Source organism: Protofrankia sp. Cas8 (assembly GCF_963555845.1).
In the GTDB taxonomy this organism is placed as follows: domain Bacteria; phylum Actinomycetota; class Actinomycetes; order Frankiales; family Frankiaceae; genus Protofrankia.
Window position 1 is genome coordinate 1 of the sequence record NZ_CAUVXI010000152.1, and the last position, 13862, is coordinate 13862.

Consider the following 13862-nt stretch of genomic DNA (forward strand, 5'->3'; position numbering starts at 1 on the left):
ATGCACAGACCGCCGCCGCGTTGGCAGTCGACGAGCAGCATCGAGAGGTCGTATCCCTCGAGACGCAGAAGCAGAGCATCGAGACATCGATCACGGCACAGCGGGCGTTGCTGGACGAACTGGTCGCCCGTCACGACGACCTTGTGCGGCAGGCGCGTGAAAACGAGGCCGCGGCTCTTCGGGCCCGTGAGCAGGCGGCCGCACAGGCCGCTGCCGCCCGCGCTGCGCAGGCCGTGGCCGAGCAGGAGCAACTACGTGATCTGAGCAAACTGACCGAACGCGCCGGTCGCGGATTCACTGAAATGCCGATCTCGCCGCCGCCCCCACCCACCGTGGCCGCAAGCGTCGGCGGAGGCGGAGGCGGAGGCGTGGGCGCGTCCGGGGGCGGGGCGGCGGTCGCAGTGGCCGAGGCCCGTGCGCAGCTCGGCAAGCCGTACATGTGGGCGGCGGCCGGCCCGAACGCCTTCGACTGCTCGGGGCTCACCCAGTGGGTGTGGTCCAAGGCGGGAATCGCGCTGTCCCACTACACCGGTGCGCAGTGGAACGAGGGGCGCCAAGTCTCCACCGCCGAGCTCATCCCGGGCGACCTGCTTTTCTTCGGCGCTGATCTACATCATGTCGGGGTCTACATCGGCGCCGGCAAAATGATTGACGCACCACACACAGGAACTGTGGTGCGCCTCGAGGACGTCTGGTGGCCGAGGCTCGCCGGGGCCGTCCGGCCGGGTGGATGATATCGGGATCCCGCGGCGCTCATGCCACGTTCGCCACGGACCGCTCGACATAGACGAGCCCCGCGCCCCGCCGCGAAAGCTCGATGGCGGTGGCTTCGTCGCCCACCGGGGTCTCCTCCGGAGACACGATCTCGACGACGTCACCGCGCCCGCGGACGATCACTGTGGCACCTGGCATCACCGCGGCGTCGCGCAGCTGGCGCATCGTGCGTTCGTCCGTCTGCAGGCGCTCGGAGATCCAGCTGACCGTGACCGGGGTGGCCCGGGAACCCGCGAAGTCGGCGGCGGCCAGCAAGCTCAGCGGAGCCGGTGGCCGAGGCCCGGCTGGGCGGTCGAACGAGCCGGTCGGGATGACGTTGCCGAACGGGCATCTCTTCGGGTCGCCGAGGATCTCGGTGAGCCGCATCTCCACCTCGTCGGAGATCACATGCTCCCATCGACACGCCTCATTGTGGACCAGTGCCCAGTCCAGGCCGATCACCCGGGTGAGGAGAAGCTCTGCCAGGCGGTGCTTGCGCATGACCGCGGTCGCGCGGGCGAGACCCTTCTCGGTGAACTGCACGGTGCGGTCGTCGGCGAGGGCGACCAGCCCCTCACTGGCCAGCCGCGAGGTCGATTCGCTGGCTGCGGGAGCACTGACGTGCAATCTTTCGACAAGACGTGCACGCAGCGGCGGGATGCCCTCCTCCCTCAGCTCGTAGAGGGTACGGAGGTACATCTCGGTACTGTCGATAAGTCCAGTCACCGGGCTCCTTCGTCCAGGTACCAGGGTACGCCCGCGAGGCGACGTGCCGGCCGGCCTGACCGATCATCGGGGGGTCCGATCGGCGGCCCCGATCGGGGGTCGGATGTCGGCGGTCGCGGCGCGGTACGGCGTCCTACACTTGGCTCCATGAGCTCGACCCAGATCGCACCGGAGACCACCCACAGCGGGACGGACGAGGGCAACGACTTCGCCCACTACGCCCGCCATGAGGAGATCGTCCGGGCGTCCATCGAAGGCGGCCGGGTGACCGCGCTGTGCGGCTACCAGTTCGAGCCGGTGCGCGACCCGCAGCGGTTCCCGGTGTGCCCGCGGTGTAAGGAACTCGTCGCTCTCGCCGAACAGTTCGGCTGACCCGCCACCCACGCCGATGTGTGAGCTGGCTGCGGTGTCACGGCTATGCTCGTCATGGGTGCGCCCTTGTAGCTCAGTGGATAGAGCGATCGCCTCCTAAGCGATAGGTCGTAGGTCCGATTCCTACCAAGGGCACAACGCCTCGCCGACCTGCGAGGTCCGCCTGATGGCCGAGGCGACGCCGGCCGACCACCGCTGCTGATCTCTACGCCGATGGGGACGACGTTCCTCTCGCTTCAGGTCGACGCTATTCGTGGGAAGCGCATAGCAACGACGAGCCGGGCGATGAAGGTTGGCATAGCAGCTTCCAGATCCGATCGGTGTGATCCTGAAGGACGGTCGAGGCCTGTCCGTGGCCGACGTCGGGTATGAATGACGTGAGGAAGGCGGTAGGCAATGTCTGCGAGTGCGCCGCAGGACGGTCGGCTCGGTCTGGTCGTCGCAGCGAAGGAACGTGTCGCCGAGGCGGTCGTGCGGGTGGTGCTCACCCGTCCCGACGGCGGTGCGTTACCGGCGTGGACGCCGGGTGCGCACATCGACCTGATCCTGACCGGACAACTGGTCCGCCAGTACTCACTGTGCGGCGATCATGGTGACGAGAGCCACTGGGAGATCGGGGTACTGCACGAGCCCGATGGGCGTGGTGGGTCCCGGCACGTGCACGAGGTTCTCAGCGTCGGCGATCAGGTGACGGCCAGCGTTCCACGGAACAACTTCCAGCTCGTCCCGGCGCCGGAGTACCTGTTTCTCGCGGGCGGGATCGGCATCACTCCGATCCTGCCGATGGTCCAGGCGGCGCAGGCCGCGGGTGCCGCGTGGAAGCTCGTCTACGGCGGACGCCGGCATGCGTCCATGGCGTTCCTCGACCGACTGGCCCGTTACGGGAACCGAGTGGCGGTCCAGCCCGAAGACACCCATGGCCAGCTCGATCTCGGCGGCCTTCTGGGCACTCCCCGCCCGGATGTCGCGGTCTACTGCTGCGGCCCTGAGGGTCTGCTGGCGGCGGTGGAGTCGCGATGCGCAGCGTGGCCGGCCGGCAGCCTGCACGTCGAACGCTTTCGGCCCCGCCCACCAGGAGCCGGCGGCACGAACGGCGTCGGGAGGGACGGTGCCGCGGCGGTCTTGGACGAGTTCGACGTCGTCCTCGCCCGGAGCGGCCGGACGGTGCGGGTCCCCGCGGCGCGGTCGGTGCTCGAGGTGTTGGAAGCAGCGGGGGTGGATGTGTTGTCCTCCTGCCGGGAGGGCATCTGCGGCACCTGCGAGACCGGTGTCATCGAAGGTGAGCCCGACCATCGGGATTCGGTACTCACCGATGACGAGCGGGCCGCGTCGGAATTCATGATGATCTGCGTTTCCCGCAGTCGCACTCCGAAACTCGTCCTCGATCTGTGACCAGCCCGTTGTGAACCACGTGACCGGAAGGCTCACGGATCGTTCTCGCGTCGCTCGCGGATTCGCCTGCGGATCCGCCGGTGACGACCGATGGCGGTGCGAGAACGATCCTGGCCGGACCGGGGTCGGTCAGACAGACTTGATCGCCGAAATGTCAAGCTCGATCTTGATCTTGTCGCTCAGGAGAAGACCACCGCTCTCCAGCGGAGCATTAAAGGTGATCCCGAACTCCTTGCGGCTGATCGTCGCCGAACCTTCGAAACCGGCGCGGGTGTTGCCGAACGGGTCCTTGGCGGAACCACCGAACTCGATTTCGATGTCGATCGGCTTGGTCACACCGTGGACGGTGATGTCACCGCTGAGGATGAAGCTGGTCTCGCTGCCGCCGCTCTTCGCGCTGTTGCTGACGAAGGTGATCGACGGGTACTGCTCGACGTCGAGGAAGTCTGCGCTGCGCACGTGACCGTCCCGGTCCGCGTTGCCCGTGTCGAGGCTGGCGGTGGAAATGGTCACGGTGGCGCTGGACGACAGCGGCTCGGCGCCGTCGAGGGTCAGCGTCCCCTCGAAGCCGCCGAAGCTCCCGCGGACGGTGGTGACCACCGCGTGGCGGACGGCAAAGCCCAGCCGGCTGTGTACCGGGTCGATCGTCCACGTGCCGGTCAGCTCGTCGGGCGTGATCGTGGGAGACGTCACTGTTTCCTCCTGGGAAGGTCGTGCGGGCACCGGTTTGCCGGCGTCTGATCGTGTCGTGCCTCGCTAGCATATCGATGCTCGCGCAAACAACTTCCAGGGATGCGCGATCATGGTTTTTCGCGCGCCCGGAGGCTCTTGGGGAGTTCTACGCTGGCCAAAGGGTGCGCGATCATGGTTTTTCGCGCGCCCGGAGGCTCTTGGGGAGTTCTACGCTGTGACCATGGCCGGGACGCGGTGGCTCGACGCCGACGAGCAACGAGCATGGCGGGTTTTCGTCGCGGCGACCGAGCTGCTTGCGGATGCCCTCGACCGGCAGCTCCAGAGCGAGGCCGGCATGACCCACGCCGCCTACGTGGTACTCGTGATCCTTTCTGAGGCGCCCGACCGGGCCATGCGGATGAGCGAGCTGGCCCGCGCGACCAACTCGTCCCAAAGTCGCCTGTCCCACGTCGTGGCGCGCCATGAGGAGCGGGGCTGGGTCCGCCGGGAGAGGTGCCCGACCGACCGACGTGGCCAGATTGCCGTGCTCACGGACGCCGGCTTCGACGTCCTCGCCGCGGCGGCCCCGGGGCATGTCGACACCGTACGGCGGCTTGTCTTCGACGGGCTCAGCCCGACCCAGGTTGAGCAACTCGGTGCCATCAGCGAGGCACTCCTGGCTGTGCTCGACCCCGACGGGAGGCTCTCCGCGGTCCTGGGTGGCCGGGCCGCCCCGTTGGTGTGAGCACGGCGTTCCAGTCGGTCCAGGCGTTTCAGCCGGTGACAGATGCAGGGGCACCGCCACCGCCACCGGCCCGCGCTGCACGGACGGCGGCGGCGGGTCTGCGGATGAACTCGGCGAAGGTGGTGACAACTCGGACCAGACCGGCAACCAGCTGGCGTGCCCGCTCGACGATCTCTGTCCCCACACCGAGGAGGAGCCTGACGGGCGGGCGGTCGGAAGCGGATGATCGAGGCATGGTCGGTGCGGCTGCCTGCGTCGGTGCGGTCCCGTACATAGCCTCCACCTGCTCGGTGAGCTGTCGAAGATTGTCTGCTGACATCCGTTGGCGCAGCTGCGGAAACCAGACCTCCTCCTGCTCCCAGACGTGCTCACGGATCATCTCCATCAACTCGCGCATCAACCGGGCGAAATCGGGGTCGGCTGGGTTCGTCGCGCTGAGCGTCGTCATGGTCCTCTCGACCGCGGCCTGTTGGGCGATTTCTCTTCCGATCACCTCGTCACCGTTCGGAATGATCTTTCTGGCTTCAGGATAGACGACTTTCTCCTCAACCGCCGCGTGCCGGAGCAGCTCAATAACGATATTTTCCGCCAGTTGGTTCTTCTCTGTCGTCGAGGTTGCCCGGTCGTAACGCTGAAACAATTCTTCGACCTTGTCGTGGTCGTGCGTCAGAACGTCTACGACGTCGCCTTCGGCCATTGCAGGACCTCCCCTGGTCGTCTGTCGGGTTGATGCGGATTTCCCGGCATGTCTGGAGAAACCCCGTCCGACTTGCCGGGGCGCCCGGCGAGTTCCCTACCCGATTGCGGGACACTGTAAGACCGCGCAGAACCGCACCGCACCGCACCGCACCGCACCACGGCGCACCACGGCGCACCACGGCGCACCACGGCGCGACCGCACTCGGCTATCAACAAGATCATGATATGGGTGCGCCCCATCGGGCCATGCGCCCACTGGGGCGGAGACTCTGCGACGTCGGCCGGTGCGGAGACCTGAACCAGCGTGCACGGCGTTTTCACGACATACTGGCCCGGTGTCGACGTCGTGCCCGGGTGAGGGCGCTCGGTGAGCATTCATGAGTACGACCCGTGGACGGACGTTCTGCGTAAGCATGCCCGGCGGCGTCGGCGGACGGTCGTCCGTCGCGTCCTACGCGGTGTACTCGCGCTCGCCTGCGTCGCGGCTCTCGGCGCGGGCGTGGTGTTCGGCCTCCCGGCGTTGCGTCGGGCGGGCAACGGCCAGCCGACCGCGTTGGCGACCGCACTGCCTACCGGACAGCCGTCCGGTCAGCCCTCCGCCACGCGCGATCCTGGCGTGCGGCAGGCTTCCGCCGACCCGTATTCGGGCACCGCGGCCGCCCGTTTCGCCACCGGCGCGGACGGCATCGTGCTGCCTGCCGCCGCCGCCACGGGGAGGTTCACCGCAGCCGAGGTCGACACGGCCCTGCGGAAGACCAAGGAATACATGACCGTCGCCTACCTGGACCCCCGGGTATACGCCGGTGACGAGGATGCCCTCTTCGCGCTTCTCAACGATCGCGAGCGGAAGGGCATCCAGCAGTGGCTGGCCGCGGATCCGTCGGACCACAGTCGGGGTCTCACGTTTTTTGCGCGTTTCGCGCCGGGCGTGACGTTGATGGTTCCCGATGTGCGGGTCGACGGCACCGTGACGGTCGCGCTCGGTCGGGATTCTCGCGAGCTGGAGATCCACACGAACCATGTGTATGTCTATCCGCTCCGTCGCGGGTCGGAAGAGGCACTGGTTACCGTGCACCGAGACATGATCTTCCGCTTCTATGCGACCGGGTCGGTGCGGGCCGGCGAGGAGGGCCCGTACACCGGCCCGTTTCATTTCCTGTTCTGGGACGAAGCCTGTGACGCAATGAACGACGGCCTGCTCGCTCCGGGCCATAAGTACAGTTTCAAGCATCCCGAACCCGGTGCGCCCGACTACTCTGAGAGGTTTGATCCGAGCCTACCGCTGGTAGGGGTCGATGACTGCGGGCTTGGGCATGGCAGCCAATCGGCGACACCGGCGCCGCAGGGGCCGGTCCGGCCGGCTTAGCGATGTTTAGTGCTGCTCAGCGCACCGTCTCTGTCGATGACGGTGTAACCCATGCCGCTGGCGGTCCGGTCGCCGATACCCGCGTAGCAGGCGAAGCGGGCAAGGGCTTCGATGGCGCTGCGCGTCCCCGCTGGGACCCCGGTGGGTTCGGCGAGGGTGTAGCTGACGAACCCGACGCAGCCGCGCCGCTTGGGTGCCCCGATTTTGACCACGTACTCGGCTGTGGCCAGGCGCATGTCGACGAGCTCAAGGTGATCGTCGATCGCGTCGTCGAGGTCAGCGGGGAGCGGGGTGTCCGGCGCCCAGGTCCGCCACCGTGCAGCGAGGGTTCCGAAGACCCGTTCGGGATCGGGCAGGACGCGCTGGCGCCGCGCGCCGTCCCCGCGACCCGTTGCGAAGCTGACCGGGGTGACCAGCCCGAACGCCCAGGATGTGGCCGGTGGCGCGGCGGCGAGCAGATCCGCGTAGGTTTCGGCCTCGACCAGAGAAACCGACTGCGTGGCGTAGTCGGTGGAACCGAAACGCCACCTGTCAGGGGCACTCAGCGCGGCGAGCATCGACCCGACGATCGCGTCGAGCAGCACGCCGACCTCGAAGCGGACGTGCTCGGACGTTCTGGCCGGGGTTCGCTGGCGCTCGTCGAGGAGCGGCGTGACGGCGAATGGGCGGGATGGCGAACCCTCGTGAAGGTATGCGCTGGCCTCGGGTGACAGCCCATCGCGGACGGCGGCCAGGATGGCGGCGTTCACCGCCGGGCCCGTATGCGGCGGCGGCAGCGCCCCCGCGGATGCCGGGCTGATGGTCACGATAATGCGAGCGGGCACAAGCCGCCTCCTGTCTGCTGGTGGGCGGACATCACGGTAGGACCCGTCGCCCGGCCGTCGGCATGAAGGGCCGCCGTCGCGGGCTCCCATGCGCTGACGCGGATTCTCCTTGACTACTGACGGACGGATGCCCGCCGAGGCCGGCATGCTCAGGCCATGGGCTTCGGAGACGTCCCTCGGCCTGACTTCGATCGTGGAGTAGGTGATTTCCGTCGTCATAACGACCAAAATGACCTAACGCTTCGGCTCGAATCGGTCCGAGGTAGGTGAAAAAGGCTGGTATAGCCGCGCTTGCGACCTACCGCGTGCGGCGTTCAGGCCTTCAGACGCCTGGTGTCCCGGGGAGGGCGCGACCTCGTCGATGCCGCGCAGATCCTTTTACCTGCCAGGGACCACCGCCACCGCTCGCAGATACCGGTGCGCGCCCGCGGGCTCTGCTGCTGCCGGTGCTGCTGCCGGTGCTTGGCCAGCTGCGGGTGTGGGTGCGGTGACAGTCGACCGACCGGTCCCGGCCAGGGTCGAGGCCAGCAGCAAGCCCACGACCAGCGCCAGGACCCGCCGCAGGGCCGCAGCGCCGACCGACCTGGAAAGGTCGCAACCTGTCAACACCCGCATCAGATACCTCTCATGGTCTTACCGGAGACGGCCAGCTGGCAGCCGGCCCGCGTCACATAGGTGCGTCAGAATTCCTCGACCGCGACGCGCCGGACGCAGAGCGACGACACGGACACGCCGTTGCGGGGTCCGCTCATATGGCGGACAGATAGCAACGCCCTACTGGCAAAGGCTACGCAGCTCGCCCATCAGTGGGAGTCGTTCGTCAGCACGGAGTGCAAAACGACAGGCGCCGGGCATGCTACGGATTAGGCCGGAGCTGTCAGCTTCACCGACCGGCCCTTTGGATGCGGGCCTGGTGGGACCCCATTGGTTGATAGACAAAGAAGCCCGTGCATGCCAACCCCCCGTACGTGTTCCCGGAGCGTAGCCCACCCCGCTCACCCTGCAGAGTGCGCCCTCCCCGCCAGCCGTGCGGGCTGCCGCCACTCCCCACCGACTGGCGGTCCCGGCCTGAAAAGGTTACCGATACGTACGGTAGCGGCCTGTGGGAGTGGGCTCGGGTACCCCCATGCTGGCTTTGCCGCGGCGTCCCCTATTCTGACCTGTTCTCCACCGTGAGGATCACAGGGGGATAGGTGAAGATCGAAACTGGGAGCCCGAAGGGCGGGCCGACCAGGAGCATCGCGATCTCGGTCCCCTGTGAAGCGCTCAGAAGTGCTGGGTGCTGTGACGTCTATACGGCGTCGTCATGTTGCCGCCCCACCCGGGGTTCGGCATGCCCTTCACAGGAGGACCGATGCTTCCGCTGACCATCGCCGACATCGCGGGCGAGAACGACGACATCGCGTTTCTGGCCTTTGCGGAGCTTGTCGGCCCGGCGTTGTGGGCGCGTGTCGTCTATGGCGTCCGTCGTGCCAAGCCCGGCACCTGCGCCTGCCGGCCCGAGCGCCCGCCGCTGTTCAACGTCACCGATACCCTCACCGAGTCGTTGTGCGAGCGTTGCATGAATCTGTGGACGGATCGGCTGATGAACGGTTTTCGGGTGTTGCGCCAGGCACTCGCCGGCAGCGTGCCGACGATTGGCGCGGGTTCTAACGCGGGCGAGGAGATCCACGAATGGCGGATCGTCCGTGACCACATCGTCGCGCCGGAGGCCGAGCTGGAGGACGCTTCCATCTTCGGTGCCATGCTGCGGGACTTCACGCCCCGCGAGGAGACCCCCGCTGAGCTGGACTGGCTGCGCAAGGCATGGGCGCAGCTCGTCAACTACCCGACGTCTGGGCGGATCGTGCCGACGGTGCGGCGGGAGTCGGCCGACGAGCGCGGTCTACCGACCCGTCCGGAGGTGGCGATCTCCACGGCGGCATGGGCGGCACCGCTGCGCGTCGATCCGGTCGACCGGGATATTCTCATCGAGTTTCTGCTCGGAATTCGCGATGAGATCACCGACCCGTACTCCCTGCCCTCCATGGAACTGAAGTTCGGGCTCACCGCGCGTGAGGTTAGCGAGCGGCTCGAGGGCTCCCTGGCGTTACTGCGCCGGTGCAATCGCGATTTCCACGAACGGGCCGTGGCGGTGCCGCTGGCGGAGACCGAACCGGACGGAATCACCGGTAACCAGGTTCCCTCCCCGGAGGACATCTGCGTCGCAGCGGCGGATGCGAGTGTTCCGCGGAACGCAATTCTCGTCGAGCTCGAGCTCAACCCGGTGACGATAAGGTTGCTGCGAGAGATCGTCGATGCGGCCCATGGCAGTACGGCCGATGTCACCGCACTCGCCCGGCGGCGGCTGCGCCTCGACGAGGAGCGGGCCGGCGGTGAGTTCGACCGCCTTGCGGGTCTTGTCGCCGGGGCTGGCGTCGACTGGGTCGACGTCCTGCTGCACGACCTCGACGGGCTGCCCGCGTGATGCCGACGACCGTCATGCGGGCAGCCGTCACGCGGGCAGCGCGGCCCATGCCTCCAGCAGATCCGCGAGGTCATGGGCCTGCACCGCGGACAGCACCACGTTTCGTGTGGCGGGGTGGGATGCGATCTCGATGCGGATCCCGTCGTCCACCGTCGTGGTCTGGACCGATCGGGGCGCGTCCGACGTCCCCGGGGCCGGCGGCGGGTCGGTGATCTTTCTGCGGCTGGCTATCCGCAGTAGGTCGAGCCGTTCGAACACGGCCGTTCCTTGGGTGCGCAACAGGGCTGCGATCTGGGCGCCGACCGTGTGGTCGGGTCCATCGGTCCAGGTCAACCGCAGTGGGGGGGCGCCGCCGTCGTCGAGCTCCAGGACCGCCCGCGCCCCGGCCAGGCGCAGCGTGGCAGGCCCGAAACTGCCCTGCAGGTGCCGGGATGCGGACGGGACGCCGGCCAGCGCCGCCAACAGACTCGCGCTTGTCGCCATCCGGCATCCCTCCCTTCGCAGCTCCACTGCCATGACACCACGATTACCCTCCTGCCGCTCGCGTCGTAGCGGCAGGTCAGTTTATTGAATCGATTCCGGTCAAGCCGCCTTTTGCCTTCCACTCTGGTCTGTTTGAGATAATTTTCATCTCAAGCTTGCCATTTCTAATTACAGCGCAACGGCTATATAATGCCGCTTTTGATGCTCGCCTTTCCTCGGATGTTATCTTGGTATAGGCGCTGTGTCGGGCACCCTTTACCCAGTAGGTGAAGTTTGCATCGGTATTCTGTGGCGCATACAGTACTTCGCAGCCTGAACTTATCTCAATGACTCGATCATCGAACCGGATATGGCGATCGTGCTTTCCATTGTCGCCCCACTGCTCGCCTGTCAGGCAGTGGATTGTGATGCTCTCGAGATTAGAGCCGCCGCCGAGGTAGTTATGGGCGAGTGCCTTGTGTGATTTTTGGAGCCGTCGAATACGAGCAGTATCTTCTTGCTTATTACTCCCTGGAATCATAGTAATAATTTCAAGTTTCCGTTGACCGTGGTTGCTGCGGCTATTCTTGAGGAGTCGCCAGAACCACCGTAGGCCAGTATGATCGAGTACGTTACTTACAAACTTATCCATAATTACAGTTCGCGAGGATTCTTCTAGGAATGGTTCAATGTAGTCTCGCTTCACCGTATTCTGATCTAGTTCCTGATATTCATATCGACAGTTGCCTATTCTGACAAGATCCCCGAGGGGACTCGGCACTCCCGTAATATCGCAGCGAGTAACACTTACTCCATAACGCTCGAGCGAAAGTGTGTCTTTCATGGAGAAAATATGCTGAGCAGCATCGAGTTCAACGAGCAGTACCGCCAGATCATCGTTCCTGGAGGCAAGGTCGCTCGTTGACGTAATTTTCCACCACGGAACATCCTTGCCGGGGATCTTCTCGGTGACAGTCGATTTGTTCAGAATCTTTTCCCAGTATGTCAATACCAGCGGGGATTCTATGATCTTCGTGAAGTCGTTCTTACTCGTGCAACTGTCGAAGGTAACACGCCCATGACGAAGGAGTAGGTCGGTGACGCTGTCGTGACAGCTCATCGCCCCGGCTGGATCCTTGGTGAAAAAACTTTCCGAGAACAGGCCCCTGTGTACTCCGACATTGACGAGCATCTTATCAACCCTCCGGTCCGTCGAGGGCGTCACGCCTCGAGTCGTAAAATGAAAGCGGAAGGCCGGGGTCAAGATTTCCGTCGCGTCGCCATTCCTGATCAAGAATTTCGAGCTCGCCGTAGTCGTTTCTGTCGATAAAGACGACTCCGACATGGTCAGGTTCTACCCGCTTGTTGATCACCGCCTCTTGTAGGCGGAGAAGTATATTCTCGCTATGGGTCTCGATAATAATTTGATGTCGGCTGGATTCCGTCGGGCGTCGTAGCGCTGCTTCGAGGAAAAGTTCCCCCATGTCGGTCTGAAGTGCAGGGTGTAGATGAGTCTCTGGTTGTTGAATCAGTACTATACCCGGCTCGGATCGGCAACATTCTACTACGATGGGCAGAGCATGAACAATTCCAAATCCAACATCGGCCATATTGAGATCGTTTCCCCGTTGATCGCGTAGGGCCAAGGAGCCATAGCCGGCGTGGCGGTAGAATTCTGTCTCAACGGAGGGCGAGTATGACGTCAAAGTTATTTGGTAGGGGATTCCGAGTCGTTCGAGGGCATCATTGCTTGCGTTGCGTATTCCTTGGCCTTCATCCGAGGCCAAGAATTCTGCGAGGCGTTCTCCACTGGAGCCGACGCCTTCGACATGTCCGCCTAGCGGAACCGGTATATCTGGCGGTGCTATTCTGCTGGGGCCGAGGTGACGTACTGCACTCAATGCGGAAACAGTCGCATTATTCCAACTATTGGCAACAATTTCCGATGCCTGTGCCGTTCTCCATGCCGCTGTCGATCTTAGCCAATCGAGATCTTCTGGCTTCGGCTCGGGGCCGCCAATATGGCCTCGTGTCAGGTGAACAATTGACCCCGATGGCAGGCGGAATCCCGCAATTCCGCCAACCTGAAGGCCATTTATCCTAACCAGCGGAATGAAGTGTTCCGGGATGGTGGAATTGGTGATCTTTTCGGTCGAGCCATTGCCTTCGGTTAGTGAGAACTTTGCAGCGCATTCTTCATTTACGATGGCGAGGTATTCTTGAAGATTCTCTTCGATGGGTTCGAGAATTTCTTCATCTTCGAACCGGATTCCAAGAGAAAGAGATGGTCTACGAAGGAGGACGGTTCGATCGCCGTCGCGGAGTTCGCAGTAGGCAACCCGTGGTACTGAAGTATCGTCGGCTTGGAAGCCGTAGACGGCGGCGCCGCTCACGATTACGTCGGATCCTGTCAAGAGGTCATAATCGACGCCAATCCAGAGAGTCCGACCGCCGATTTCGTGGTTGTATATTGCGTCCCTGAAAGAGCCAAGCTTGACGAGAGGTCCGGTCAGAAGGAGGGGGCTTTCGGAGGATTTTTGCCTCTCTGCTTCGAGGGATTGTTTTAGTGCGAGCAGGGCTTGAAGCAGAGTTGACTTTCCGGCGGAATTTGCGCCATATAGCAATGTGAGTGGCGCGAGTGATACCGTGTATGGTAGATCATCGATCATCCCGTAGGATTTGAAGTTACCGATATGGACGGCTGTTAGGATGGCGCGCTTGACGCCAGAGCGACTTGCCGATCCAAGATTTGTTTCGAGTGGTAGGTCTTCGGCTTGAAAATTACCTGGATCTACTGACACTGACTACCGGTCCTTTTCGGGGTGGATGGGCAGGTGGTTGGCGCCGAGGTCGGGCAGGCTCACGCCGCGGTTGTCGCGGACGCGGCCACCCTGCTGCTGCTCGTTCTGGACGAACCACTCGAACGAGCGGCCCCGGGGGTCGGGCGGCACCGGGACGTCGACCCGCAGGCCGTTCGGCCGCACCCGCGGATAGTGCACGGGCACCGAGGCGTCACCGGTTGCCGCGGCGAGAAATGCCTTGATGTGCGGGACCTTCTCGAACTGGTCCCCGGGGGAGACCGCTTTCTTGAAAGCGTCGACGCTGCCCCGGGCCTGCGCCGGATAACCGTCTTCCGGGCGCTGCTCCGGCCCGAGCGACCGGTAGTACTGCGTCCACGACTCGCCGGTCCGAAGGTCTGTCCGGGCGGGGTCGAGGGTCAGCCGCACGCTGCCGAAGCCCAGCGGTTTGCCCAGTCCCAGCCGATGGTACCGGGTCGCTTCCCCGTGGTTCCCGCCGTCGTCGCCGTTGTTGCCGAGGTCGAGCAGCCACAGCAGCGCGCCCAGTTCGACATCGGTGAGGTTGCGGACGTCGACGGTGAACGTG

The 13862-nt window shown here is 64.6% G+C and carries 13 protein-coding genes, 1 tRNA gene and 1 pseudogene; 7 read left to right on the top strand and 8 right to left on the bottom strand.

Annotated features, from left to right (window positions below; genetic code table 11):
- A partial coding sequence (locus U9977_RS19180; RefSeq protein WP_322750660.1) for a C40 family peptidase occupies positions 1-734 on the top strand: 734 nt, incomplete at its 5' end.
- 19 nt (positions 735-753) lie between these two features.
- Here the strand turns inward: U9977_RS19180 and U9977_RS19185 are convergent.
- Complete coding sequence (locus U9977_RS19185) at positions 754-1479, bottom strand: metal-dependent transcriptional regulator (protein WP_322750661.1); 726 nt, start codon at positions 1477-1479, stop codon at positions 754-756.
- 147 nt (positions 1480-1626) lie between these two features.
- On the opposite strand from U9977_RS19185, the gene U9977_RS19190 reads away from it, so the two are divergent.
- The 3 genes from U9977_RS19190 (at position 1627) to U9977_RS19200 (ending at position 3243) form a co-directional block, all read left to right on the top strand.
- Entirely contained in the window at positions 1627-1851 is a 225-nt protein-coding gene (locus tag U9977_RS19190; RefSeq protein ID WP_322750662.1) for a DUF3039 domain-containing protein, read from the top strand.
- Positions 1852-1913: 62 nt separating this feature from the next.
- Positions 1914-1986 (top strand) — tRNA-Arg (locus U9977_RS19195).
- Positions 1987-2247: 261 nt separating this feature from the next.
- On the top strand, positions 2248-3243 hold the full coding sequence (locus tag U9977_RS19200; RefSeq protein ID WP_322750663.1) for a PDR/VanB family oxidoreductase: 996 nt from the start codon (positions 2248-2250) through the stop codon (positions 3241-3243).
- A 129-nt stretch (positions 3244-3372) separates the two neighbouring features.
- Here the strand turns inward: U9977_RS19200 and U9977_RS19205 are convergent, their stop codons facing one another.
- Positions 3373-3936, bottom strand: a complete 564-nt coding sequence (locus U9977_RS19205) for a YceI family protein (RefSeq protein ID WP_322750664.1) — start codon at positions 3934-3936, stop codon at positions 3373-3375.
- A 220-nt stretch (positions 3937-4156) separates the two neighbouring features.
- On the opposite strand from U9977_RS19205, the gene U9977_RS19210 reads away from it, so the two are divergent.
- Positions 4157-4660 carry a MarR family winged helix-turn-helix transcriptional regulator gene (locus tag U9977_RS19210; RefSeq protein ID WP_322750665.1) on the top strand — a complete coding sequence of 168 codons (504 nt, stop codon included), beginning with the start codon at positions 4157-4159 and terminating at the stop codon, positions 4658-4660.
- Between the two features lie 28 nt (positions 4661-4688).
- On the opposite strand, the gene U9977_RS19215 is transcribed toward U9977_RS19210, so the two are convergent.
- The gene (locus tag U9977_RS19215) at positions 4689-5357 is read right to left on the bottom strand and encodes a hemerythrin domain-containing protein (protein WP_322750666.1); all 669 of its coding nucleotides are present in this window, start codon (positions 5355-5357) and stop codon (positions 4689-4691) included.
- Between the two features lie 369 nt (positions 5358-5726).
- Here U9977_RS19215 and U9977_RS19220 point away from each other — a divergent pair, with 369 nt between their 5' ends.
- Positions 5727-6725: a hypothetical protein gene (locus U9977_RS19220; protein WP_322750667.1), complete on the top strand. Its 999-nt coding sequence runs from the start codon at positions 5727-5729 to the stop codon at positions 6723-6725.
- Here the strand turns inward: U9977_RS19220 and cas6 are convergent.
- The gene (gene cas6 / locus U9977_RS19225) at positions 6722-7549 is read right to left on the bottom strand and encodes a CRISPR system precrRNA processing endoribonuclease RAMP protein Cas6 (RefSeq protein ID WP_322750668.1); all 828 of its coding nucleotides are present in this window, start codon (positions 7547-7549) and stop codon (positions 6722-6724) included. The two genes, U9977_RS19220 and cas6, sit on opposite strands and share 4 nt — an antisense overlap.
- Before the next feature lie 1354 nt (positions 7550-8903).
- Here cas6 and U9977_RS19230 point away from each other — a divergent pair.
- Positions 8904-10016, top strand: a complete 1113-nt coding sequence (locus U9977_RS19230) for a hypothetical protein (RefSeq protein WP_322750669.1) — start codon at positions 8904-8906, stop codon at positions 10014-10016.
- A gap of 27 nt (positions 10017-10043) precedes the next feature.
- On the opposite strand, the gene U9977_RS19235 is transcribed toward U9977_RS19230, so the two are convergent.
- From U9977_RS19235 to U9977_RS19250, 4 genes and pseudogenes are all read right to left on the bottom strand, one after another.
- Complete coding sequence (locus U9977_RS19235) at positions 10044-10499, bottom strand: hypothetical protein (RefSeq protein ID WP_322750670.1); 456 nt, start codon at positions 10497-10499, stop codon at positions 10044-10046.
- Positions 10500-10575: 76 nt separating this feature from the next.
- On the bottom strand, positions 10576-11670 hold the full coding sequence (locus U9977_RS19240; RefSeq protein ID WP_322750671.1) for a hypothetical protein: 1095 nt from the start codon (positions 11668-11670) through the stop codon (positions 10576-10578).
- Between the two features lie 4 nt (positions 11671-11674).
- On the bottom strand, positions 11675-13279 hold the full coding sequence (locus tag U9977_RS19245) for an AAA family ATPase (protein WP_322750672.1): 1605 nt from the start codon (positions 13277-13279) through the stop codon (positions 11675-11677).
- A 3-nt stretch (positions 13280-13282) separates the two neighbouring features.
- Positions 13283-13862, bottom strand: a pseudogene (locus tag U9977_RS19250) (hypothetical protein); the annotation flags it as partial.

What these genes read in the sequence shown, in the direction of transcription:
- U9977_RS19240 (WP_322750671.1), bottom strand. Translation starts at nt 11,670, where the DNA reads ATGCTCGTCAATGTCGGAGTACACAGGGGCCTGTTCTCGGAAAGTTTT.
- U9977_RS19215 (WP_322750666.1), bottom strand. Translation starts at nt 5,357, where the DNA reads ATGGCCGAAGGCGACGTCGTAGACGTTCTGACGCACGACCACGACAAG.
- U9977_RS19200 (WP_322750663.1), top strand. Translation starts at nt 2,248, where the DNA reads ATGTCTGCGAGTGCGCCGCAGGACGGTCGGCTCGGTCTGGTCGTCGCA.
- U9977_RS19190 (WP_322750662.1), top strand. Translation starts at nt 1,627, where the DNA reads ATGAGCTCGACCCAGATCGCACCGGAGACCACCCACAGCGGGACGGAC.
- U9977_RS19230 (WP_322750669.1), top strand. Translation starts at nt 8,904, where the DNA reads ATGCTTCCGCTGACCATCGCCGACATCGCGGGCGAGAACGACGACATC.
- U9977_RS19235 (WP_322750670.1), bottom strand. Translation starts at nt 10,499, where the DNA reads ATGGCGACAAGCGCGAGTCTGTTGGCGGCGCTGGCCGGCGTCCCGTCC.
- U9977_RS19210 (WP_322750665.1), top strand. Translation starts at nt 4,157, where the DNA reads ATGGCCGGGACGCGGTGGCTCGACGCCGACGAGCAACGAGCATGGCGG.